This window comes from Hamadaea sp. NPDC051192 (assembly GCF_040682475.1).
Lineage (GTDB): Bacteria > Actinomycetota > Actinomycetes > Mycobacteriales > Micromonosporaceae > Hamadaea > Hamadaea flava.
Window position 1 is genome coordinate 1 of sequence record NZ_JBFBAZ010000099.1, and the last position, 20,742, is coordinate 20,742.

The 20,742-nt window shown below is 69.9% G+C and carries 23 protein-coding genes; 10 read left to right on the plus strand and 13 right to left on the minus strand.

Features of this window, described 5'->3' with window-relative positions:
- Positions 1 to 130 precede the first annotated feature (130 nt).
- Complete coding sequence (locus AB0M47_RS30525; RefSeq protein ID WP_363420133.1) at positions 131 to 823, plus strand: class I SAM-dependent methyltransferase; 693 nt, start codon at positions 131 to 133, stop codon at positions 821 to 823.
- Here the strand turns inward: AB0M47_RS30525 and AB0M47_RS30530 are convergent.
- From AB0M47_RS30530 to AB0M47_RS30545, 4 genes are read right to left on the minus strand one after another with little or no spacing between them, the layout of a single operon-like run.
- Entirely contained in the window at positions 775 to 1,956 is a 1,182-nt protein-coding gene (locus AB0M47_RS30530; RefSeq protein ID WP_363420134.1) for an MFS transporter, read from the minus strand. The genes AB0M47_RS30525 and AB0M47_RS30530 overlap by 49 nt on opposite strands.
- An 18-nt stretch (positions 1,957 to 1,974) precedes the next feature.
- On the minus strand, positions 1,975 to 2,610 hold the full coding sequence (locus AB0M47_RS30535) for an MgtC/SapB family protein (RefSeq protein WP_363420136.1): 636 nt from the start codon (positions 2,608 to 2,610) through the stop codon (positions 1,975 to 1,977).
- A gap of 6 nt (positions 2,611 to 2,616) precedes the next feature.
- Positions 2,617 to 3,399, minus strand: coding sequence for a DNA-formamidopyrimidine glycosylase family protein (locus AB0M47_RS30540; protein WP_363420138.1), 783 nt, complete (start codon positions 3,397 to 3,399; stop codon positions 2,617 to 2,619).
- A gap of 1 nt (position 3,400) precedes the next feature.
- Positions 3,401 to 4,009, minus strand: coding sequence for a helix-turn-helix domain-containing protein (locus AB0M47_RS30545; protein WP_363420140.1), 609 nt, complete (start codon positions 4,007 to 4,009; stop codon positions 3,401 to 3,403).
- Between the two features lie 158 nt (positions 4,010 to 4,167).
- On the opposite strand from AB0M47_RS30545, the gene AB0M47_RS30550 reads away from it, so the two are divergent.
- The gene (locus AB0M47_RS30550; protein WP_363420185.1) at positions 4,168 to 5,763 is read left to right on the plus strand and encodes an MDR family MFS transporter; all 1,596 of its coding nucleotides are present in this window, start codon (positions 4,168 to 4,170) and stop codon (positions 5,761 to 5,763) included.
- Positions 5,760 to 6,251, plus strand: coding sequence for a universal stress protein (locus tag AB0M47_RS30555; RefSeq protein WP_253757682.1), 492 nt, complete (start codon positions 5,760 to 5,762; stop codon positions 6,249 to 6,251). Before AB0M47_RS30550 ends, AB0M47_RS30555 begins: the two co-directional genes overlap by 4 nt.
- A 112-nt stretch (positions 6,252 to 6,363) precedes the next feature.
- Here the strand turns inward: AB0M47_RS30555 and AB0M47_RS30560 are convergent, their stop codons facing one another.
- From AB0M47_RS30560 to AB0M47_RS30575, 4 genes are read right to left on the minus strand one after another with little or no spacing between them, the layout of a single operon-like run.
- A complete protein-coding gene (locus AB0M47_RS30560; RefSeq protein ID WP_363420187.1) occupies positions 6,364 to 7,539 on the minus strand; it encodes an ABC transporter permease in 1,176 nt (391 codons plus the stop codon).
- Between the two features lie 41 nt (positions 7,540 to 7,580).
- Complete coding sequence (locus AB0M47_RS30565) at positions 7,581 to 8,291, minus strand: ABC transporter ATP-binding protein (RefSeq protein WP_363420142.1); 711 nt, start codon at positions 8,289 to 8,291, stop codon at positions 7,581 to 7,583.
- Positions 8,288 to 9,403 (minus strand): peptidoglycan-binding domain-containing protein, encoded by a 1,116-nt coding sequence (locus tag AB0M47_RS30570; RefSeq protein WP_363420144.1) that lies wholly within the window; start codon positions 9,401 to 9,403, stop codon positions 8,288 to 8,290. Before AB0M47_RS30570 ends, AB0M47_RS30565 begins: the two co-directional genes overlap by 4 nt.
- On the minus strand, positions 9,400 to 9,948 hold the full coding sequence (locus AB0M47_RS30575) for a hypothetical protein (protein ID WP_363420146.1): 549 nt from the start codon (positions 9,946 to 9,948) through the stop codon (positions 9,400 to 9,402). Before AB0M47_RS30575 ends, AB0M47_RS30570 begins: the two co-directional genes overlap by 4 nt.
- Before the next feature lie 176 nt (positions 9,949 to 10,124).
- Between AB0M47_RS30575 and AB0M47_RS30580 the strand changes: the two genes are divergently transcribed.
- Positions 10,125 to 10,781, plus strand: coding sequence for a response regulator transcription factor (locus AB0M47_RS30580; RefSeq protein ID WP_363420148.1), 657 nt, complete (start codon positions 10,125 to 10,127; stop codon positions 10,779 to 10,781).
- Entirely contained in the window at positions 10,778 to 12,028 is a 1,251-nt protein-coding gene (locus tag AB0M47_RS30585; RefSeq protein WP_363420150.1) for a HAMP domain-containing sensor histidine kinase, read from the plus strand. The genes AB0M47_RS30580 and AB0M47_RS30585 overlap by 4 nt, the downstream gene beginning before the upstream one ends.
- Position 12,029: 1 nt before the next feature.
- Here the strand turns inward: AB0M47_RS30585 and AB0M47_RS30590 are convergent, their stop codons facing one another.
- Genes AB0M47_RS30590 through AB0M47_RS30600 form a run of 3 tightly spaced genes read right to left on the minus strand, consistent with a single transcriptional unit; the run spans position 12,030 to position 16,474 of the window.
- Positions 12,030 to 12,638 carry a DNA starvation/stationary phase protection protein gene (locus AB0M47_RS30590; protein WP_363420152.1) on the minus strand — a complete coding sequence of 203 codons (609 nt, stop codon included), beginning with the start codon at positions 12,636 to 12,638 and terminating at the stop codon, positions 12,030 to 12,032.
- A gap of 50 nt (positions 12,639 to 12,688) precedes the next feature.
- A complete protein-coding gene (locus AB0M47_RS30595) occupies positions 12,689 to 13,453 on the minus strand; it encodes an NmrA family NAD(P)-binding protein (protein ID WP_363420154.1) in 765 nt (254 codons plus the stop codon).
- 15 nt (positions 13,454 to 13,468) lie between these two features.
- Complete coding sequence (locus AB0M47_RS30600; RefSeq protein ID WP_363420156.1) at positions 13,469 to 16,474, minus strand: EAL domain-containing protein; 3,006 nt, start codon at positions 16,472 to 16,474, stop codon at positions 13,469 to 13,471.
- 299 nt (positions 16,475 to 16,773) lie between these two features.
- Here AB0M47_RS30600 and AB0M47_RS30605 point away from each other — a divergent pair, with 299 nt between their 5' ends.
- From AB0M47_RS30605 to AB0M47_RS30625, 5 genes are read left to right on the plus strand one after another with little or no spacing between them, the layout of a single operon-like run.
- A complete protein-coding gene (locus AB0M47_RS30605; RefSeq protein WP_253757662.1) occupies positions 16,774 to 17,193 on the plus strand; it encodes a YbaB/EbfC family nucleoid-associated protein in 420 nt (139 codons plus the stop codon).
- Complete coding sequence (locus AB0M47_RS30610) at positions 17,190 to 17,528, plus strand: type VII secretion target (protein ID WP_363420158.1); 339 nt, start codon at positions 17,190 to 17,192, stop codon at positions 17,526 to 17,528. Before AB0M47_RS30605 ends, AB0M47_RS30610 begins: the two co-directional genes overlap by 4 nt.
- Positions 17,529 to 17,538: 10 nt before the next feature.
- Positions 17,539 to 18,033 (plus strand): hypothetical protein, encoded by a 495-nt coding sequence (locus AB0M47_RS30615; RefSeq protein WP_363420160.1) that lies wholly within the window; start codon positions 17,539 to 17,541, stop codon positions 18,031 to 18,033.
- Positions 18,026 to 18,484 (plus strand): HNH/ENDO VII family nuclease, encoded by a 459-nt coding sequence (locus AB0M47_RS30620; RefSeq protein WP_308197724.1) that lies wholly within the window; start codon positions 18,026 to 18,028, stop codon positions 18,482 to 18,484. Before AB0M47_RS30615 ends, AB0M47_RS30620 begins: the two co-directional genes overlap by 8 nt.
- Position 18,485: 1 nt before the next feature.
- Entirely contained in the window at positions 18,486 to 19,061 is a 576-nt protein-coding gene (locus tag AB0M47_RS30625) for a suppressor of fused domain protein (protein WP_363420162.1), read from the plus strand.
- 74 nt (positions 19,062 to 19,135) lie between these two features.
- Here AB0M47_RS30625 and AB0M47_RS30630 read toward each other — a convergent pair whose 3' ends face one another.
- The gene (locus AB0M47_RS30630; RefSeq protein ID WP_363420164.1) at positions 19,136 to 20,140 is read right to left on the minus strand and encodes a CU044_5270 family protein; all 1,005 of its coding nucleotides are present in this window, start codon (positions 20,138 to 20,140) and stop codon (positions 19,136 to 19,138) included.
- 17 nt (positions 20,141 to 20,157) lie between these two features.
- Positions 20,158 to 20,688 carry an RNA polymerase sigma factor gene (locus AB0M47_RS30635; RefSeq protein WP_363420166.1) on the minus strand — a complete coding sequence of 177 codons (531 nt, stop codon included), beginning with the start codon at positions 20,686 to 20,688 and terminating at the stop codon, positions 20,158 to 20,160.
- Positions 20,689 to 20,742: the final 54 nt, after the last annotated feature.

The window sequence follows — 20,742 nt, forward strand, 5'->3', positions numbered from 1 at the left end:
GTTTCCGGTCATGACACACCGACGACACCACAGTTAACTCCATGATCAACGAAAAGAGGGGGGAGGGGGAGAGGGAGGGGAAGGGGGAAAGAGGGGGTGGGGAGGGGTGGGAGCTGGGAGGATGAAGGGCGTGGCGCAAGAAGTGGCGCAGGAGGTTCGGCCCGACCTCGCCCGGGTCTTCGACTCGATCGGCGCGCATTACGGCGAGGCGTTCTCTGATCGGCCCGGCCAGTACGCGACGGGCGATTGGCTGCTGGAACGGTTGCGGGAGACGCGGCATCGGCCGCCGATCGTGCTCGACGTCGGCTGTGGGACGGGCGTACCCACGGCTCGGCAGCTTGTCGACGGCGCCTGCGAGGTGGTCGGCGTCGACGCGTCGCCGGTGATGCTGGACATCGCCCGGCACGAGGTTCCCGGCGCGATCTTCGTCGAGCGGGATCTGCACGATCTGGGTGGTCTGCATCCGGTCGAGGACCGGTTCGACGCCGCGGTGGCGTTCTTCTCGCTGCTCGTGCTGCCGCGTACGGAGATCGAGGATGTTCTCGAGGACGTCCGGCGGGAACTCAAGCACGGCGCGTTCTTCGCCTTGGGCATGGTCGAGGGCGACACCGACTACCTGCTCCGGGACTTCCTCGGGGAGAAGGTGCCGCTGACCGCGTACCCACGGGAGGAGTTGCGCGATCTGCTCACGCGGCACGGTTTCGCCGTTCTGGAGCTGATCGCGGAGGACTGGGCGCCGCCGGAGGGCAGTCCGGCCCCGCACCAGACCCACCTTTACGCGCGGTGCCAGCTGATCGGCCACAATCTGCCCGACTGGGGCTGAAGCGCCGCGGCGGTCAAGGCCACGAAGATCGTCAACACCACGGGTACGCTCAACGCCCAGCGCAGGCTGGTGAGTTGGGCGAACGCCCCGATGACGACCGGGCCGACCAGGAATCCGGCGTACCCCATGGCGGCGACGCGGGCGATCGCCTGCCCGGCTCGGGCCGGGTTCCGGTTGCCGGCGGCGGCGAAGACCTGCGGCGCGATGCAGGCCAGCCCGGCGCCGAGGCAGCCGAAGCCGACCACGGCCGCGATGGGGTGGCCGATCGCGAGGGCGGCGGCGAGACCGACGGCGGCGAGCGCTGCGCTTGCGCGTACCAGTTGTGTTTGACCGAGCCGCGCGGCCAGGCGGTCGCCGACGAGACGGCCGCCGGTCATGGCTATCGCGAACGCCGCGTAGGCCGCCGCCGCGAATCCGGCGGTGCTGCGCAGGCCGTCGCGGAGGTAGACGGAGCTCCAGTCGGCCGCGGCGCCTTCGCCGACGAGGCAGCAGAAGGCGAGGACACCGAGCAGGAACACCCCGGAAGTCTGTTGTGGAGTGTCGGGAGTCGACGGAATTGGCGCGGCGCGCAGGACGAACCGGGAGCAGGCCGCGGCGAGGACCGTGAGCAGCGCGGCGAGGCTGAGGAAGGTGACCTGCGGGCTGAGGTCGGCCCAGGCGAAGAGCCCGCCGTACGCGGCGCCGAGGAAGCCGCCGACGCTGTAGACGGCGTGGAACGACGTGATGATGGGCTTGCCCCAGGCCCGCTGGATCTCGACGGCATTGGCGTTCATCGAGATGTTGAGCAGGCCGTGCACGGTGCCGAAGGCGAGCAGGCAGACGATCAGCACGGCCAGGTTCGGGGCGAAGGCCGGGGTGATCAGGGCGGCTCCCTCGGCGAACGCGACCGGGATCAGTACGCGCGAGCTGCCGAGCCGATCGACCAGCCGCCCGGCGACCTGCATGCCGATGATCGCGCCCAAGGCGAAGGCGAGCAGGCCGAGGCTGAGCGTGCCGTCGGTGAGCCCGAGGTGGCTCTTGATCGCCGGGATGCGGGCGGTCCAGGCGCCGAGCGCCGTGCCGAAGAGCAGGAAGAGGGCCGAGGTAGCGATCCTCGATCGCCGGAGGTCGTCTGTGGGAGCGCTTCCAGACATGCGGCCATTATGCGAGCCTCAGCGGCTGATTTCGACCCCGTGTACGCCGGCCAGCCCGCGCAGCCGTTCGCCGATGACGCTGAGGCTGGTGCCGTTCTGCGGTTGCGACGTCAGTACCAGGGCCTGGCCGGTGAGGGAGTACGAGACCTTGAGAATCCGGGAGCGGGGCAGCGCGTCCATGACCTCCTGCTCGACGCGGTCGAGCCGAGCGTCCGGTTCGAGGGTCAGGGTGATCTCCAGCAGCCGTCGGCGCGGCAGCGCCTCTCGTTCGACGTACTTCACCAGGGAGAGGACGAGGAGGGCCAGTGCGGTCGCGGCGACGGCTGGGAACCACCAGCGCAGCCCGACGGCGGTGCCGATCGCGGCGGTCACCCAGAGCGAGGCGGCCGTGGTGAGACCACGGATGTTGGCGCCCTCGCGGAGGATCGCGCCGCCGCCGAGGAAGCCGATGCCGGTCACGACCTGGGCGGCGATGCGAGTCGGGTCATCGCCCGGCAGGTAGGCCCCGGACAGGGTGAACAGCCCCGCGCCCAGGCTGACCAGCATGTGCGTACGCAGGCCGGCCGGTTGCGCGTTGAGCTCCCGTTCCAGCCCGATCGACGCGCCGAGCACGGCAGCGAGGGCGATCTGGGTCAGTACCACCCACTGGTCCATGACCCATCATCTACCCACGGGCCCGGGTTGACACGTAGGACACCAATAGGTGATTCGCTCGCCCTGTTCCTGCTTGCGGATCAGGGTGCCGCAGCGTCGGCAGGGCATCGACCGGCGGCCGTGGACGTACGTCGTCTCGCCTCGGCGTAGTGAACCGGTGGTGCTCTGCGTCCAGCGGCCCTTGTTGGCGATGAGCAGCCGATGGGCGAGGTCGGCGAGCTTCGGCAGGCCGGCCACCTCGCCGACCGGAGTCCAGGGCCAGATCCCTTGCAGGAAAAGAATTTCCGCCTTGTAGAGGTTGCCGATACCGGCGAGGTTCCGTTGGTCGAGCAGCGCCTCGGCGATCTCCCGGGCCGGATCGGCTGCGAGACGGCGTACGGCTTCGGCGGGGTCCCAGTCGTCGCCGAGCAGGTCCGGGCCGAGATGCTCCAGGAGCGCTTGCTCGCCGGTGGTGCGGACGAGTTTCAGCTCGTGCAGGTGATAGCCGACCGCCGCCGCGCCGTCCGTCTTCAGGACGACCCTGATCAGGTGGGCGGGCTTGCCGCTCAACCGCTCACCGGCGGCGAAGACGCGCCAGGAGCCGTCCATCCGCAGATGGGAGTGGAGGGTCACCCCGCCGCTGAGCCGCAGGAGCAGATGTTTGCCCCGGCTGGCCGAGGACTCGACGGCGCGCCCGGTCAGGTCGGCCGTCGCCAACTGCGGTACGCGGAAGTCCGAGCCGGTCAAAGTCTGCCCGACGAGCCGGTCCAAGGACCGGGCCGTGTTCCAGACGGTGTCGCCCTCGGGCATCTCAGGAGTACTGCTTCGCCAGCTCGTCGAGGGCGCGGTCGACCGTCTCCGGCAGCCTTCGCCGTCGGCCGCCTTCGTCGAGCCAGACCGTGATGGCCGCCCGGAGCGCGGCGAGGAACGCGGCCGCCAGTACGCGCGCCGCCAGCGGGTCGAGCCCACCCGGCCGGGCGGTCAGTTCGTCGGCGAGGCCCTGTTCGAGCCGGCCGTGGTTGGCCACCTGCTGGGCCAGGATCGCCGGATGCCGCCGGACCAGCCGGAGCTGGGCGACCCACTGCGCGTCGAGGTTCTCCAGACCGGTGTAGAGCTGGGCGGCGCTCCCGCGCAACGCCTGCCAGGCGGTCCGGTCGGCCGGCTGCGCACGCAGCTGCTCGACGAGCTGCTCACCCCGGTTGCGATCGCCGTAGAGGAGGGCGTCCTCCTTGCTCCCGAAGTAGTTCGAGAACGTGCGGCGGGAGACCAGCGCGGCGTCGGCGATGGCATCGACGGTGACCTCGGCGTACCCCTTCTCGACGGCGAGGCGCAGCGCCGCTTCGTGCAGCGCCTGGCGGGTGGCGGCCTTCTTCCGCTCCCTCAGCCCCTCGGGCGCGGGCGCGATCGTCTCGGTGGTCACACCCGAATTCTACCGCTGTGCATAATTGCACTTTGGGAAACTTTGCCCACCCGGCAAGTTTGTGGGATTCTGGTGGTTGATCCCTTGGAGGCACCATCGTGAGCACCGCTCCCCCCGCTTCGGCGGAAGCCGCAGCCCGCTCGGACGCCGCCGCACCGATGAATCACCGCGAGGTGATGGAATCGCTGAGCGGTCTGCTGCTGGTCCTGTTCGTCGCCATGATCAGCAGCACGGTCGTCTCGACCGCGCTGCCCAAGATCCTCGGTGCGCTGAACGGTACGCAGACGCAGTACACCTGGGTGGTCACGGCGACCCTGCTGACCGCCACCGCCAGCACCCCGATCTGGGGCCGGCTGGCCGACCTGTTCAACAAGAAGCTCCTGGTCCAGATCGCGATCGTGATCTTCGTCGCCGGGTCGATCCTCGCCGGGCTCGCGCAGAACGCCGGTCAGCTGATCGGCGCCCGCGCCTTCCAGGGCATCGGCGTCGGCGGACTCCAGGCGCTGGTCCAGGTCGTGATCGCGGCGATGATCCCGCCGCGTGAGCGTGGCCGGTACAACGGCTACCTCGGTGGGGTGATGGCCTTCGCCACCGTCGGCGGCCCACTGCTCGGCGGCGTCATCGTCGACTCCTGGCTGGGCTGGCGCTGGTGCTTCTTCGTCGGCGTGCCGATCGCGGCGCTGGCCTTCCTGGTCCTGCAGAAGACGCTGCACCTGCCGACCGTCCGCCAGGCTAACGTGAAGATCGACTACTGGGGCGCGGGCCTCATCGCAGCCGGCGTCTCGGTCCTGCTGATCTGGGTCTCCTTCGTCGGCAACTCGTTCGACTGGATCTCCTGGCAGTCCGGCGTCATGGTCGGTGTGGGCGTGGTGGTCCTGGCGATCGCGGTCTGGGTGGAATCCCGGGCGGCGCAGCCCGTCGTCCCGCTGAAGATCATCCGGCGGCGTACGCCGGCCCTGTCGATCATCGCGAGCCTCGCGGTCGGCATGGCGATGTTCGGCGGCGCGGTCTTCCTCGGCCAGTACTTCCAGATCGGGCGCGGCTACACGCCCACCGAGGCTGGCCTGCTCACCATCCCGATGATGGCCGGCGTCCTGGTCTCCTCGACGATCACCGGACGGCTCATCTCGCGCAGCGGCACCGTCAAGCGCTTCATCGTGGCCGGAACCGTCGTGCTGATCGGCGGCTTCCTGGTGCTGTCGACGATCGACCACGAGACCCCGCTGGGCCTCGTCGGCCTCGGCATGGCCCTGGTCGGCATCGGCGTCGGCATGACGATGCAGAACCTCGTCCTGGCGGTGCAGAACGACGTCCCGCTCCAGGAGATGGGCGCGGCGAGCGCCTCGGTGACGTTCTTCCGGTCGCTGGGCGGCACGGTCGGGGTCTCGGTCCTCGGCGCGGTGCTGGCCAACCGGGTCACCGCCAACATCACGGAGAGCCTGGCCCAGGCCGGCATCCAGGCGAGCGGCACCGGCAAGACCAGCGCCCTCAACCTCAACGCGCTGCCCGAGGCCTTCCAGCACATCGTGCGGGCGGCGTACGGGGACGCGACCGGGCACATCTTCCTGATCTCGGCGGCCATCGCGGTCGTCGGCCTCATCGCGGCCATCGCCTTCAAGCCGATCACCCTGCGGACGACGATCGACCTGGGCGCCAAGCCGTCGGCGGCCGCCACCGGGGACGCCGCGTCGGCCGAGGGTTCGGCGTCGGCCACGGGCTCGGCTGCCGGTGCGAAGGCGGCGACGAGGTCATGACCGCCGAACCCCTCTCCGTAGTGCGATACGGGCCTGCTTGCGCGGTCTCGCCGTGGGAGCGGGGAACGGACGGCCCCCGGCTGATCATGGTCGGCATCGACGGCTCGGAGACGTCCATGCGGGCGACGGCGTACGCCTGCGGCATGGCACGACGGCAGAACAGCCAGCTCGCCGTGGTGTATGTCGCCGAGCCGCACGCCTGGACGTCGATGATCACGGGGGCCGCCGCGGCACAGCAGCGGACCTTCGACGAACTGGAGACGGAACTGCGTCACGAGGTACGCCAGCTCGCCGAGGAGATGCGCGTACCGGTGACCTTCCTGACCCGGCGGGGCGACCCGTTCGGCGAGCTGCGGGCCGCGGCCGACGACCTGAAGGCCGACGCGGTCATCGTGGGCGCGTCGGCCCAGCCTGGGCACCGGTTGGTCGGATCGGTCGCGGCCCGCTTGGTCCGCACGGGGAAGTGGCCGGTGGCCGTCGTCCCCTGAAGGGGTCCCGCGCTTTCTTGGGTGCCAGATCAGGGATGTGCAGCCTTTCCCGCGTACGGGAAGCCTGCACATCCCTGATCTGCATCTCAAGTGAGGCACCACAACAGCAGGGTCAGGGGGCGGCGAGTGCCTCTGTAGGGGAAAGGCGGGCGGCCCGGATGGCCGGGTAGAGCCCGGCGATCCCGCCGATCACGACGGTGGCGGCGACGCCGCCGACGGTCGCCCAGGCGGGCACGGTGGTCGGCCAGCCCTGGTAGTACGCGTACCCGGTGGTCACGCCGATGCCCAGGAGCAGGCCGCCGACGCCGCCGAGGGCGGACAGCAGGAGCGATTCCGCGAGGAACTGCACCCGGATCTGCCCGCGCGTGGCGCCGAGCGAGCGCCGGAGACCGATCTCGGCCCGGCGTTCGAGGACCGAGATGACCATCGTGTTGGCCACGCCGACCCCGCCGACCAGCAGCGCCACCGCGCCGAGGCCGAGCAGCAGCCCGGTGAAGGCCGCCCCGGCCGCCCGTTGCGCGGTCAGCGCCTCGGACGGGCGGGACACGTTGACCTCGCTCGGGTTCTCCGGGTTCGCCGTCGCGCCGAGCACTGCGCGTACCGCCTCGACCTGGCTCTCGTCCGACCGCGTGTAGACCGTCGTCGCGTGGCCGTCGAAGTCGAACTTGTCCGCCGCGACCGGCCAGCCCATGATCACGCCGGGGTCCAGTTCGTCCGCGAGGGCCACCGGTTCGAGGATGCCGACCACGGTGAACTTGCTCCCGCCGACGATGATCTCGACGTCGGGTCCGGCGTGGCTGATGCCCAGCCGCTGGGCGGCCGCGTTGCCGAGCACCACCGCCGGGTAACGCGCCGTCGCCTCGTTCAGCCACACTCCACTTCGGAGCTTCGCGCCGACGGTCTCCAGCAGGTCCAGCCGGGCCGCGAAGGTGGCGAGCCCGTTGGTCTGGGCCTTCGGGATCTTGTCGGACCGGTAGACGCTCACGCCGCTGACCTTGCCGACCGCCGACACGGCCTGCACCGGGCCGATCCGCTCGATCATCGACTCGGCTTCCTCGGGCAGGCTGGCGTCCTTGCCGAACATCGTCTGCCCGGGCGAGACCGTCAGCAGGTTCGTCCCCAGCGCGGCCAGCTTGCGGTCCAGGTCCGCCTGCGAGGACGACGAGATGCCGACCACCGCGATCATCGCGGCGATGCCGATCGCGATGCCCAGCGCCGACAGCAACGCGCGGGTCGGCCGGGTGCGCAGGCCCGCGGCCCCCACCCGCACGATGTCGCGCGGTCCCATGCGGGCCGGGGTCAACCGCGGCCGGTGGTCCAGACTCGCGGTCACGGTCGCGCTCCTTCCAGTGGTACGCCCAGCGCAGCGGCCTCGTCCGGGACGTCGTCGCCGACGATCTCGCCGTCGCGCATGTGGACCTGGCGAGGCAGCGTGGCGGCGATCTCCCGGTCGTGCGTGATGATCACGACGGTGGTGCCCGCCGAATGCAGCTCGCGGAGCAGCTTCATCACGCCCGCCCCCGACGAGGAGTCGAGGTTCCCGGTCGGCTCGTCGGCCAGCAGCACGGGCGGTTCGCCGACGACGGCCCGGGCGATGGCGACCCGCTGCCGTTCGCCGCCGGACAACTCGTGGGGTTCGTGGTCGATCCGGTGACCGAGCCCGACCCGCTCCAGCGCCACGTTCGCGCGCCGGCGACGTTCGCCGAGGCCGGTGCCGCTGTAGAGGAGCCCGTCGGCGACGTTGTCCAGCGCGCTGACCCCGGGCGCGAGGTGGAACTGCTGGAACACGAAGCCGATCCGGGTCGCCCGCAACGCCGACAGCTGCCGGTCCGAGAGGCGCGAGATGTCGTACCCGTCGATCGTCACCCGGCCGGCGCTGGGCCGATCGAGCGTGCCCAGCACGTGCAGCATCGTCGACTTGCCCGACCCGGACGGCCCGACGATCGCCATCAGCTCCCGCTCGCCGATCGTCAGGCTCACGTCGCGCAGCGCGTGCACGCCGCCCGGGTAGACCTTCGAGACGCCGGTCAGCTCGATCATTTCGGCATCCCGACGGTGATGCCCTCGGCGATGCCGTCGCCGGTGACCTCGACCCGGCCGCCCGCGAACAACCCGGTCTCGACCTTCACGTAGTGCGTGCCGGCCCCGTCGACGATCTCGACGCCGTAGCCGCCCTCGGACAGCGCTACCAGTGCGGCGACCGGGACGGTCAGCACGTCCTTGTGCTCGGCCGCCGTGAAGACCACCTCGACCGAGGCGACGTCGAGGCCGGCCGCCGCCTTCGCGTCCTTCAGCGTCAGCTGCGCCTCGATCTTCGTCTCCGCGTCGCCGTTGGGGTCGTCACTGGCCTCGATGACGGTGTAGACACGCTGAACCGTCCCGTCGACCTTCTTGCCGTCGGGCAGCTGGATCGAGACGGCCGTGCCCTTCTTGGCCAGCCGCTGATCGCCGATGCCCAGCTGAACGGTGACCACGCGGCTGGTCCCGGTGTAGGACAAGACCTCTTGTCCCGGGCCGATCTCGCCGCCCAGCGACGCCTTGACGCTGTCGACTCGGATGGCGCCGGGAGCGAACAGCACCCGGCCCAGCTCGACCCGGCCGGTCTCGTCGAGACCGAGGTCCTCCTGCCAGTCCTTCACCGCATCGGCAGTGTCCGATGTGTATTTGCTGTCGACGGTGAAACCGGAGTAGCCCAGCGCCTTCAGGTTCTGCTCCAGCTGCTTGACGTCGGCGCCCTCGTCGCCCACCTTCAATTCCCGGTACGCCGGAACGGTGCCGTACATGAGCACGACCGGGGTGTTGTTCACCTTGTAGACGGCGTTCCCGCGTTGGAAGACCGAGCTGGCGTACGGGAGTGACGTCACGGTTCCCTGCATGCGGGCGGCCAGTGCGGTCGAGTCGCCGTACCCGAGGTCGCCGGACACGTTCTGGGTGTCGTTGAGGGTCTGCTTGGTGACCTTCGCGGTCGTCGGCGGCAGCTGCTGCTGGTTGTCCGCGGCCTTCTCCGGGGCGAACCCGAAGCCGAGGGTGGCCGCGGTCGCCGCGCCGACCGCGAGGACGGCGACGCCGGCGCCGATCAGCTTCCCGCCGCGTCCCTTCTTCCGGCGCTTGGCGCGTACGCCGGTCGCCGTCTCCTCCGTGGGGACCGTCATGAGCTCTGGGTCTCCTTCATCGCAGGCTCGCCCATGATCTTCTCGCAGGCCTGCTGCGCCTTCGGGAAATCAGGGTCGTCGGCGATGCTGCCGTCGATGCGGATGCCGCCCTGGTTGGGATCGGGGTCCGGGAACTTCTCGACGCCGTTCTCGCGCATGCACTTCGCGTAGTCGAGCTGCTTCTTCTGCATCTCGGCGTCGGGCTTGCCGCCGGGGCCGCCGTCGGGCGCGTAGTCCTTGCACGCCTTCTGGGCGGCGTCGACGTCGGTCCCCGGCTGGGCGTTGATCCGCATCTGGATCTTGCCGTCCTTGATCTCCGGGTCGGGCATGTCCACGCCGTGTTCGCGCATGCACTGGGCGAACTTGAGCGCCCGCTCCTGCTCCTCGGCGGCGGAACGGGTCTTGGACGCGCTCGGGCTGGCGCTGGCGGTGCCGCCGACCGAGGCGACCCCGTTGTCGGTGTTACCGGACTTGCCACAGCCCGACAGCGCGAACAGCAACGCGATCGGCACACTGGCCGTCGCGACGAGGAGCCTTCTGTTCATGATTTCGTCTCCTTGCCGGGCGGCCCGCGGAGTGCGGCCGCTAGGGCGCTGAGTCAACGCGTCGAGCTGTTTCGGGGGCGCTTCCGAAAGCGCTAACGCCGGAGAAACATCACGGCGCGTCACCATGGAGCGGTGACCGCGCAGGTCACGGGGATTTTGAAGGGGTTTGCGGGCTGATGCGCATTCTCGTGGTGGAGGACGAACGCCTCCTGGCCGAGGCGATCGCGGAGTGGCTGCGTGACGATGCTCACGCGGTCGACGTGGCGCTCGACGGCGAGGCCGCACTGGACCGGCTGGGCGTCAACGACTACGACGTGGTCGTGCTCGATCGGGACCTGCCGAAGGTGCACGGCGACGACGTATGCCGGGAGGTGGTCGCCTCGGAGTCGGCGGCCCGGGTGCTGATGCTGACCGCTGCGGCGGAGATCGGCGACCGAGTGAACGGGTTGTCCCTCGGCGCCGACGACTACCTGCCGAAGCCGTTCGCCTTCGCCGAGCTGGCCGCCCGCGTCCAGGCGCTGGGCCGCCGGTCCCGCCCGGCCGTCCCGCCGGTGCTGCGCCGGGCCGGCATCGTCCTCGACCCCGCCCGCCGGCAGGTCTTCCGGGGCGACAAGTACGTCCTGCTCTCCAAGAAGGAGTTCGGGCTGCTGACCGAGCTGCTGCGGGCGGACGGCGCGGTGGTCAGCGCCGAGCACCTGCTGGAGAAGGTCTGGGACGAGAACGCCGACCCGTTCACCTCGGCCGTCCGGCTCACCGTGTTGAAGTTGCGCCGCAAGCTCGGCGAGCCCGCCGTCATCGAGACGCTTCCTGGAGAGGGGTACCGGATCCCATGAGCCGTCGCCGATTCCGGCCCACCCTGCGCATGCGGCTGACCCTGGTCTACGGCGGCCTGTTCCTGATGGCCGGCATGGTCCTGCTCGGCGTGACCTTCCTGCTGGTCCAGCAACAGCTGCCGGGGACCGGGAACATGGTGCAGATCAAGATGTCGGGCCAGATCAAGGGCAGTCCGAAGAGCACGCCCGGCCCGGACACCCTGCCGGACGGCCTGGCCGACGAGCCGTACCTGGTCTCGGGCAGCGGGCAGCAGATCAACGCGAGCGACGTGCCGAAGTATCTGGAGCAACAGCAGCGGAAGCTGCGTACGGATGCGCTCACCTCCTTGCTCACCCAGGGCGGCATCGCGCTCGGCATCGTCGGCGTCGCCTCCGTCGCCCTGGGCTGGCTGATCGCCGGGCGGGTGCTCGCACCGCTGCACCGGGTCACCGAGACGGCCCGCCGGATCGCCAACGCGCGGGGCGCCGATCTGAGCCTGCACGAACGCATCGCGTTGGAGGGCGGCGACGACGACGTCAAAGAACTGGCCGACACCTTCGACACCATGGTCGAGCGGCTCGACCGGTCGTTCGAGGGCCAGCGACGGTTCGTCGCCAACGCCTCCCACGAGCTGCGTACGCCGTTGACACTGAACCGGGCGCTCGTCGAGGTGGCGATGAACCGCAAGACGGCGTCGGCGGATGTGAAGCAGTTGGGGGAGACCCTGCTGGAGATCAACAGCCGGCACGAACGGCTGATCAACGGACTGCTGCTGCTGGCCCGCTCGGAGAACGAGGTGCTGGAGCGGGCCGAGATCGACCTCGCGGACGTCGTCAGCCACGTCGTCGCGCAGGCCGCCGACGAGGCGCGGACGGCCGAGGTCACGCTCACGGAGAACGCCGCCGAGGCGGTCACCATCGGCGATCCGATCCTGCTGGAACGGCTGGCGCAGAACCTCGTCGAGAACGCGATCCGGCACAACCACGCGGGCGGCTTCGCGCGCGTCACGAGCCGCGTACGCCCGGACGGCGGGGTGGAGCTGGAAGTCGCCAACAGCGGGCTGACCATCCCGCCCTACGACATCCCGGGGCTCTTCGAGCCGTTCCGGCGGCTCGACGACGAGCGGCTGGTCACCTCGAAGGGCGCCGGGCTCGGCCTGTCCATCGTGCGGTCGGTGGCCCGCGCGCACGGCGGCGAGGTCGTCGCCCGGCCCCGGTCCGGCGGCGGGCTGGTCGTCACCGTGACCCTGCCCGCCGCGTACGCCTGACTCAGCGAGCCACCGTCGTCGGCGTGTCCACCAGATGCGCGGACAGGAACCAGACCTGGAGTTCGCCGGTTCGGATGACGTCGGAGACGAGCAGGTCGTCGCTGCCGTCGTCGCCCTCCTCCTCGACTCGGGAGGCGGCGTCGTGGGCGTCTTCGAGGATGGTCTCGTGCGCCTGGAGCAAGCGGGAGAGCATCGCCGGGACCTCCTCGACGCCGTCCGGCGGCCGGGGGATCCGGGTCAGCTCGGCCGCGTGCCGAGGATCGCCGACAGCCACCCCGCCCAGCGTCTGCACCCGCTCGGCCACGAGGTCGACGAGGGCCAGCTGCTCGCCCGCGTGCTTGTCCAGCAACAGATGCAGCTGGTAGAAGGTCGGCCCGCGCATGAGCCAGTGATACTTCTTGTACAGCGCGTACAGGACCTGGGTGTCCGCCAGAATCCGGTTCAGCCGCTCGCACGAGTACATCCGGGCCTCGTAGGACAGACCGATCGGCAGCTCCACGACGCTTCCGAACTTCTGGATCTCCGAACTGACCTGGCCCAGCCGCGGCTGACTGCTCCTGCCGGCCTTCTTCGCCGTCGCCTTGGTCGCGGCCTTCTTGGTGGTCGCCATGGGCGCATCCCCCTTCCCTCCGGGAGGGGCGATACCCGCCTCCAGGGTGTTTATGCGGCTCCCGGCTGGTTCGCGGGATCGTTCGCCAGCCACTGCTCGAAGGTCGTCGGGGCGATCCGCGCGTCCGGCCCGGGAAGCAGCACCTCGCCGGCCATCTCCACGGTGAACCGGCCCTGCCAGCTCGGCGCCAGCTCGACGGTCTGCCCGCGTACGCCGAGCGTCCGCCGGGCCATGTCCACGAGATCCTCCGGCTTCGGCCCGGCCACCTCGACGATGCCGCCGACCGGGGTGTCCAGCGCGACCGCCACCAGGGCGTCGGCCACGTCCGCGACCGCGATCGGCTGCACGAGCAACGGCGCGATCGGGGCGACGCCGTCGCTCGCCGACCAGCCGACCACCATCGCGGCGAAATCGTGGAACTGCGTCGCGCGTACCACCGTGGCCGGAACGGGGCCCGCGAGCGCGACCTCCTCCTGACGCAGTTTGCCCGCGTAGTGCGGGTTTCCCGCGACGCGGTCGATGCCCACGATGGACAGCACCACGTGGTGGCCGACGCCGGCCCGCGTGGCCGCGGCGAGCAGCGTGCCGGTGGCCGTGCCGAAGAACTGGCGGGCCGCCTCGGCGTCCTCCGCCGGGGCGTTCGAGACGTCGATGATCGCGCTGACCCCTCTGAGCGCGGCATCGAGGCCGTCGCCCGTGATGATGTCGACGCCCAGCGAGCGCGCGATCACGACTGGCTGATGACCTTGGGCTTCCACGGCCCGGACTACCTCGCGGCCGGTGAGCCCGGTGCCGCCGACGACTGCGATCTTCATCCGCCCAGCCTAGGCCTAGTGACGGGCCAGCCACGCGTAAGTCGCGGGGAGCGGCAACGGCTTGGCGAACAGGTAACCCTGACCGTAGGGGCACCCCAGCACGGTCAGCAGCGTCGACTCGGCCGACGTCTCGATGCCCTCGGCGATCACCTCCAGGCCCAGCGTGTGCGCCAGCCGCACGATGCCGTCGACCAGGGCCCGCTGTTTGGCCGACGCGGCGATCGTCGAGGTGAACTGGCGGTCGATCTTCAGCACGTCCAGCGGGACCGCGCGCAGGTAGCTCAGGGAGGAGTAACCGGTGCCGAAGTCGTCGATCGCGATGCGTACGCCCGCCTCCCGGAGCCGGGCCAGGTCACGCCAGAGCCGGTCGTCGTCGCGTACCAGCAGGCTCTCGGTGATCTCGAGCATCAGCAGACCGGGGGCGACGCCGTGGTCGGTGAGTTTGGCCAGGACCTGGTCGGCGAACGTGGAGTTGCGGAACTGCCAGGCCGAAACGTTGACGCTGACGTAGGGCCGGTTCGTGCGGCCGTTGCCCTGCCATGACTGAGCGGCCTCGATCGCGTGCCGGAGCACCCATTCGCCGATCGGCTCGATGAGCCCCGACTCCTCGGCCAGGTCGATGAAGGCCTGCGGTCCCAGGCGGCCCCGCGTCGGGTGGTTCCAGCGGACGAGCGCCTCGAAGCCGACGGTGTGGCCGCTGCTCAGCGCGACGATCGGCTGGTACTCGACGTCGAGCTGGTCGCCGGCGAGCGCGGCGTCCAACTCGGTCCGCAAGGTGAGGCGCTCGGTGATCGCGGTATGCAGATCGGGCTGGTAGCGCCGCCACTGTCCCTTACCCTCGCCCTTGGCGACGTAGAGGGCCAGGTCGGCGTGGCGCAACAGTTCGGCGCTGTCGACGGCTTCGGAGTTGGTCGCCACGCCCACGCTGACCGAGCCGTTGACCAGCTGACCCTGCACCAGCAGCGGCTCCCGGAAAGCGGTCACGATCCGGGCGGCCACGTCCTCGACCGCGGCTAGGTCGGCCGCGTCCTCGATGATGACGGCGAACTCGTCCCCGCCCAGCCGGGCCGCCATGTCCCGGTGCCGCAGCAGCTCGCTGAGCCGGTGGCTGACCCCGATGAGCAGCTCGTCGCCGAGGTTGTGGCCCAGCGTGTCGTTGACGATCTTGAAGTCGTCGAGGTCGAGGATCAACACGCCGACGACGGTCAGGTTCTGGTCGGCGTGCGCGAGCGCCTGTTGCAGCCGTTCGGCGAACAGCGCGCGGTTGGGCAGGCCGGTCAGCGCGTCGTGGTACGCCCGATGGGTCAGCTCCCGCTCCAGCCGGCGGCGATCGGTCACGTCCCGCAGCGTCACGACGATGCCCTGGACGGCCGAGTCGGCGCGCAGATCCCGCCAGGCCACCTCCGCCTGCAACGCGGGGCCGTTCGGACCGCGTACGGTCCAGTCGGAGCCCCGGACGGCCCGGTCGCCGGTGCGGCACACCGCTTGCAGCTCGGCGGCGGCCTGGACCTTGCTGCTGGGGTCGACCAGGTCCAGCAGCGGCATCTTGAGGACGCTGGAGGTGCCGAACATCGCCGTCGCCGCCGGGCTGGCGTACCGGACGCGGTCGTTCCCGTCCAGGATCAGGATGACGTCGGCGGTGTTGTGGACGAGCGCGCGGAAGTACTCCTCGTTGTTGCGCCGCAGCAGTTCCTGCCCGAGCTGGATGCGGTCCATGGCCAGCGCGGCCTGGGCGGTGAGCGCCCGCACGGAGTCCCGGATCGCGCGCAGGACCCGGTCGGGCGCCCCGATCAGCAGTACGCCCACCTGCGAATCGCCGGCCGGCCGGTCGGGCAGCACGAGCGGGGCCGCCATGGTCGCCGGATGCGGCAACACCCGCTGGGCGAGCCACTCGGGCAGCGAGGTGGTGGCCACGATCTGCTCGCTCCGCAGCGCTTGCAGGGAGACCGAGGCCTGGGAAGGGTCGAGCAGGATCGCGCGATGCGGAAGATCGGCCGGGATCAGCTCTGCGACGCCGTCCTTGAGCGCCGCGCCCACGGCCTGCGGGTCCGCCGCCGAAACCAGGGAGGTCGTGACCTGGCGTAGCCCGCGTTCCCGGCTGAACTGGGACTGGAGTTTCCGGCCGACCCCGGCGAGCCTGGTCAGCACGAGGATGCCCACGCCGGCGCAGGCGATCGCGATGATGACGCCGTGCCGCGCGGGCGGGTTCGTCACCGCCTCGAAGAAGAGCACCGCCGGTGGGATCAGGCCGGACACCGCGAGCAGCGCGATGCTCAGCGGCGTGGTGTCCCGCTGGCGCAGTCTCGGCGGCTCGGTGAGCGTACGCATGGACGGGACGAGCGCGGCCAGGCCGAAGCAGCCGTAGAAGAGGAACCAGCCGAGGCCGACCGGCTCGCCCAGGGCGAAGCCCGCGCCTGTCGCCCGGTAGACCGCGTCCGAGACGAGCAGGCCGGCCGCGCCCACGACGAGCAGCACGATCGAGATCGTGACGTTCAGCGCCCGGATCAGCCGGGTGACGCCCGCCAGGATGACGACGTCGGCGAGCGGATAGATCATCGAGGTGAGATGGGTGAGATCGTCCGCTGTGGGTCCGCGCGCGCTCGGCTGGACCAGGACGATCCAGGTCAGCAACCCCACGCCGCACATCACGATCAACGCGTCGAGGAGCGCGCCGCGGGTGGCGGGCCGCCCGAATTGGAGCAGGCCCGTCATGAGCAGGACGAACATGACGGCGTACAGCAGATCGTCGAAGACGTAGTCGTCGGTGAGCGGGGTGATCCCCTCGGCCAGGTAGTACACGGCGTCGGCGGCGGCGTAGGCGAGCACCGCACCGGCCAGGAAGTACCAGGGACGCGGCCGGCTCGGCCGGTTCAGGCGTACGCCGACGACCACCGCCGCCCCGCTGCTGAGCCCGATGGCGAGCCAGACGAGGGCGGCAGCGGTCGTCGGCGGCATCACGAAGTAGGCCGTCGCCAGCAGCAGAAGCCACGCCGCGTACGCGGGGATGATCAACCGTCGCACACGATCCCTCATAAATCGGTAGGTATCGTGCCATTATCCCCGCCGATCGGCGACGGTCACACGAAAACCGGCTGATCTTGATCGATTCGGTCGATTGAACCGGCGGGTTGGTGGCTTGACAACGCGTACGCGGACAATCACTGCACGTCAGGCGATTGGCGTGAATTCTTAGTCGCTGAAGTTGTCCACAGGCGACGGATTACGCATTGCGTGCCGCCTATGTGCTGACTACTTTCGGGACCGAACCTCGGGGTGCCCAGCAGCGGTTCCGGGGTCGCCCGGCACATGGGGAGGTAGGCATGTCCGACTTGTCGAGCATCGTCGGTGACCTCGACCGTCTGATGGAAATGGCCCAACGCGAGGCCGAGAAGGCCCGCGATCAATCCCGCGATCCCAGCCTCGAAGCGTCGGGGAGTGCCCTCGACGGAAAGGTGAGCCTCAAGCTCGCCGCCGACGGCCGGATGAGCGAACTCGTCCTCGACGACCACGTCATGGCACTGACGCCACGCGAGCTCGCCGTCGAGATCATGTCCGCCTTCAACCAGGCCTGGGCGGCGTCCCGGTCGTCCGACCCGGCGGCCGCCGCCGCGGCCGCGGTCGACCCGGCCGCGCTGGCCGAGACGATGAAGCAGATCCGGGAGGAGGGCGTACGGACGATGTCCCGGATCACCGACACGCTCGCCGACCAGATGGCGAAGATCGATCGGCGGCTGTCATGAGCGTCCCGATCGAGATCGTCTCCACCGGCCTCCGCCTGGCCTCGACGCAGCTCAACGACGTCACCGAGCGGGCCGACCAGATGATCCAGCAGTTCATCGGCGAGATCGAGTCGCTCGGCGAGTGCTGGGGCGACGACGACCTGGGCAGTGCGATGGGCGCCATCTACAAGGCGGCCCTGGCCTTGGTGGTCAACGCGATCACGTCCAATCTGGACACACTGGACGACTATGCCGAACGGCTCGGGGTCGCCGCCGACAACTACGACGACGCCGACATGTCCGCAGTGGAGCGGATGACCAAGCTGGCGTCCGGCGGCCCGAGCCTGTCCCTCTAGGAGGTCTGTTATGGGTATGACAGTTCCCGGCGAGGTGCAGACCATCCTGTCGATCATCGGGTTCACCTGGCCGAAGGGCGACGAGACCGCGCTGCTGGATCTCGGCCAGTCCTGGTCGAAGCTGTCCGGTCTGCTCGACGGCCACGTCAGCGACGCGCAGAACACCGCGATGCAGGTGTGGAACCAGAACAAAGGCGAGATGATCAGCGCCTTCCAGTCCCGGTTCTCCGGCGACGGCAGCCCGGTGCAGCGGCTGAACCAGGGCGGCACCGGCGCCGACATCGTCGGGGTCGGCATGATGGTCTGCGCCGGCATCGTCCTCGCGCTGAAGATCAACGTCATCGTCCAGGCGACGCTGACCCTCATCGCGATCGCCTCCGCCATCGCGGCGGCCTTCGTGACCTTCGGTGCGTCGACGGCGATCATCGCCCTGTTGCGGGAGGCGCTCAAGCGACTGCTCAACTGGTTGCTCGACCAAGCCGTATCGAAGGTGCTCGGTGGCTAGGGCGGGCAAGCGCGCCGTCGGCAAGCTGGCCGGTGAGGCGGCCGAGGGCCTGATGAAGCCCCTGGCCAAGGTCGTGAAGAAGGGCGACGTCCTGCCAGGCGTCACCAAGGCGGCCAAGAAGGCCGCGAAGAAGACCAAGGACACCTACCGGCGGCCGAAGGGCTTCCGCAAAGGGGTCCGCGACAAGGTCTGGAAGTCCGCGAAAGGTCCCGACGGCAAGGTTCGCGACCCGCTCACCGGTAAGGTGATGGACAAGAAGAAGTCGTGGGACATGGGCCACAAGCCGGGCTACGAGTTCCGTAAGCATCGAGACAGTGCCCGGCAGCGTAAGATCACGCGGAAGAAGTTCCTGGACGAGCACAACGACCCGTCCCACTACCGGCCGGAGCTCCCCTCGTCCAACCAGAGCCACGCCGGCGAAGACCACACCGACGACTACTTGGGGCCGTGACATGGCAGTGAGCGCGGACAACAAAGCGATCGCCAAGACGACGGCGGGGATCTTCGGTGGCAGTCCCCGGGTCATCGAATACCTCAACGCCGACGAGACCAGCCGGATCGGCGTACTGCACTCGGCGGATCGCCCGGAAAAGGGCCTGACGGCGTACGCGACGATCGGGCTGTCGGACATGTCGCTCGACCGCGACCTGGACCCGCCGCTCGGCGTCGAGTTCCTCGGGGTGGCCGAGTCCGACTACCCGTTCGCCGAGATCGTCTCCACCGCCGCGTTCTTCGTGCTGAACGACGGGTGGGAGCCCGAGCCGGGGGCCTGCTTCCGGGACATCGTCAAGATGCAGATCCCCGACACCGAGCTGCCGCACCTCTACTTCGCCGACCCGTCGGTCTACTGGGACCAGGAGTTCGCCTCCCGGGTGATCGGCGAGAAGACCGTCGCCTGGCTGCTCGCCATCCCGGTGAGCGAAGCCGAGGCGGAGTACGCGTTGGAGAACGGGGCGGACGCCCTGGAGACGCTGTTCGAGGAGAACGAGGTCGACATCACCGATCTCGAACGCGACTCGGTCCTCTGATCGCTGACAACGACTGACGAAACGCGCATCGGCCGCCTCCCCAGCACGGGAGGCGGCCGATGCGTTTGCGGCGATCAGGCCGTCGGCGGTGTCTCGTCGGTGAACCGATTGCCCAGCCGGAGCGTGGTGCCCTGCTCGTCGACGGTGGCGAGCAGGTCGCCCGACTGCCGGTCGATGATCATCATGGAGTCGTGGGTCGTGCCGTCCGCATTGCGGAACGAGTGCTTCACGCCGACCCCGATCCGGCCCTTCGCATCCCGCTCACCCTGGGTGATCGTCAGGCCGGGCAGCTCGGCCAGTATCCGGTAGACGGCCGCGCGTACCTGCGGGGTGGCCGGTAGTTCGGTCAGAATCTGCCCACCCAGCGAGAACAGCAGCTCCGAGTCCACATTCTGCGGGTCCAGCGCCACCAGGTACGCCTTGAGCCGGGCCGGATCGGCCGGCAGCGCCTGAACCTCGGCATAGGTGAGGTCCTTGCTCAGCAGAGCGAACCCGAATGGCGGCACGACGTCGACCTTGCGGAGGCCAGGACCAGCGTCGATCTTGCGACCGGGTTGCCCCTCCGGGGTGAACGTCTGCCACGTGGTCGGCGAGCCGGCCTTCACCCAGGCTGCCTTGTCCGCGTCCGTCTCCGGGGCGGCGCCGAGCTTGGTGATCACCGAGACGTCGTTGATCCCGGGACGCGTGGAATGCCAGGTCTCGTTCTCGGTCCGCGCGAGCACCGTGTAGCCGCCGGCGTTGTAGCGGAACCGCATTTCGAGCTTGGTCACCCACCACTCGGCGGTCGGCTGCGTACCGGTGGCGGCCTGCGCGGCGGCGGCGAGCAGGATGCCCCGCGCGTTCGGGGACTCGGTCTGCGTCTGCGGTGGTTGCGGGGGGACTCCCCGGCCCGTCGTGGACACGGCGACGGCGATGACGATCGCGGCGACGGCGATCGTCGGAACCAGTCCGGCGAGCACGAGCCGCTGCCGCGGCCGCGGCGTACGCCGGAAATGCGCGGGCGCGTCAGGGAAGTGCGGAGCCGGGCGGTCAGGTGCGCCGTCGAGCACCGCTGGGCGCGCGTCAGCGATCTGCTGCACCGCGCGACGGTGGCGATTCATCTGCGGATCTCCTCTGCGGGAAGGGGAAAGGCGGATTCGACGGCGGACTGTTCGGCGAGCGCCTTCTCGAACCGTCTACGCGCGCGGTGCAGCCGGACGAAGAAGGTGGCGGTGCTGACGCCCAGCACCTTCGCGGCGTCCCGGGCGGCCAGACCATGCCACGCCACCAGGGTCAGCAGTTCCCGATCGGCGGGGGTGAGGGCGTCGAGCGCCGCCAACGTCGCCGACCGCTCGGCGACCAGGTCGGCGACGTCCCCCTCGACCGCTGCCTTCGCCTGCGACATCAGGCTCAGTTGGCGTACCTGGTCCCGGTGCTTTTCGTAGACCACGTTGCGGGCCACGCCCAGCAGCCAGGGCAGGGGATCGAGGGGTACGGCGTCCAACCGCCGCCAGGCCACGAGGAAGGTGTCGTTGACGATGTCGTCCGCGACGCCACGCCCGGCCCGGCTCACGGCGTACGCGTAGACCTGCCGGTGATGCCGGTGGAAGAGCGCGGCGAAGTGTTCGCGCGCCGAGGGATGTGTCACTGGCCCGAACTCCTTGGGGAGGGGTTGCCGTCAGCCAGCAATGCCCCGGCGGGG

Excerpts from the sequence above, each read along its gene's own strand:
- AB0M47_RS30550 (WP_363420185.1), top strand. The coding sequence starts at position 4,168 with ATGAATCACCGCGAGGTGATGGAATCGCTGAGCGGTCTGCTGCTGGTC.
- AB0M47_RS30615 (WP_363420160.1), top strand. The coding sequence starts at position 17,539 with ATGGGTATGACAGTTCCCGGCGAGGTGCAGACCATCCTGTCGATCATC.
- AB0M47_RS30540 (WP_363420138.1), bottom strand. The coding sequence starts at position 3,399 with ATGCCCGAGGGCGACACCGTCTGGAACACGGCCCGGTCCTTGGACCGG.
- AB0M47_RS30610 (WP_363420158.1), top strand. The coding sequence starts at position 17,190 with ATGAGCGTCCCGATCGAGATCGTCTCCACCGGCCTCCGCCTGGCCTCG.
- AB0M47_RS30565 (WP_363420142.1), bottom strand. The coding sequence starts at position 8,291 with ATGATCGAGCTGACCGGCGTCTCGAAGGTCTACCCGGGCGGCGTGCAC.
- AB0M47_RS30625 (WP_363420162.1), top strand. The coding sequence starts at position 18,486 with ATGGCAGTGAGCGCGGACAACAAAGCGATCGCCAAGACGACGGCGGGG.
- AB0M47_RS30530 (WP_363420134.1), bottom strand. The coding sequence starts at position 1,956 with ATGTCTGGAAGCGCTCCCACAGACGACCTCCGGCGATCGAGGATCGCT.
- AB0M47_RS30605 (WP_253757662.1), top strand. The coding sequence starts at position 16,774 with ATGTCCGACTTGTCGAGCATCGTCGGTGACCTCGACCGTCTGATGGAA.
- AB0M47_RS30535 (WP_363420136.1), bottom strand. The coding sequence starts at position 2,610 with ATGGACCAGTGGGTGGTACTGACCCAGATCGCCCTCGCTGCCGTGCTC.
- AB0M47_RS30575 (WP_363420146.1), bottom strand. The coding sequence starts at position 9,948 with ATGAACAGAAGGCTCCTCGTCGCGACGGCCAGTGTGCCGATCGCGTTG.
- AB0M47_RS30585 (WP_363420150.1), top strand. The coding sequence starts at position 10,778 with ATGAGCCGTCGCCGATTCCGGCCCACCCTGCGCATGCGGCTGACCCTG.
- AB0M47_RS30595 (WP_363420154.1), bottom strand. The coding sequence starts at position 13,453 with ATGAAGATCGCAGTCGTCGGCGGCACCGGGCTCACCGGCCGCGAGGTA.
- AB0M47_RS30590 (WP_363420152.1), bottom strand. The coding sequence starts at position 12,638 with ATGGCGACCACCAAGAAGGCCGCGACCAAGGCGACGGCGAAGAAGGCC.
- AB0M47_RS30580 (WP_363420148.1), top strand. The coding sequence starts at position 10,125 with ATGCGCATTCTCGTGGTGGAGGACGAACGCCTCCTGGCCGAGGCGATC.
- AB0M47_RS30560 (WP_363420187.1), bottom strand. The coding sequence starts at position 7,539 with ATGGGACCGCGCGACATCGTGCGGGTGGGGGCCGCGGGCCTGCGCACC.
- AB0M47_RS30555 (WP_253757682.1), top strand. The coding sequence starts at position 5,760 with ATGACCGCCGAACCCCTCTCCGTAGTGCGATACGGGCCTGCTTGCGCG.
- AB0M47_RS30570 (WP_363420144.1), bottom strand. The coding sequence starts at position 9,403 with ATGACGGTCCCCACGGAGGAGACGGCGACCGGCGTACGCGCCAAGCGC.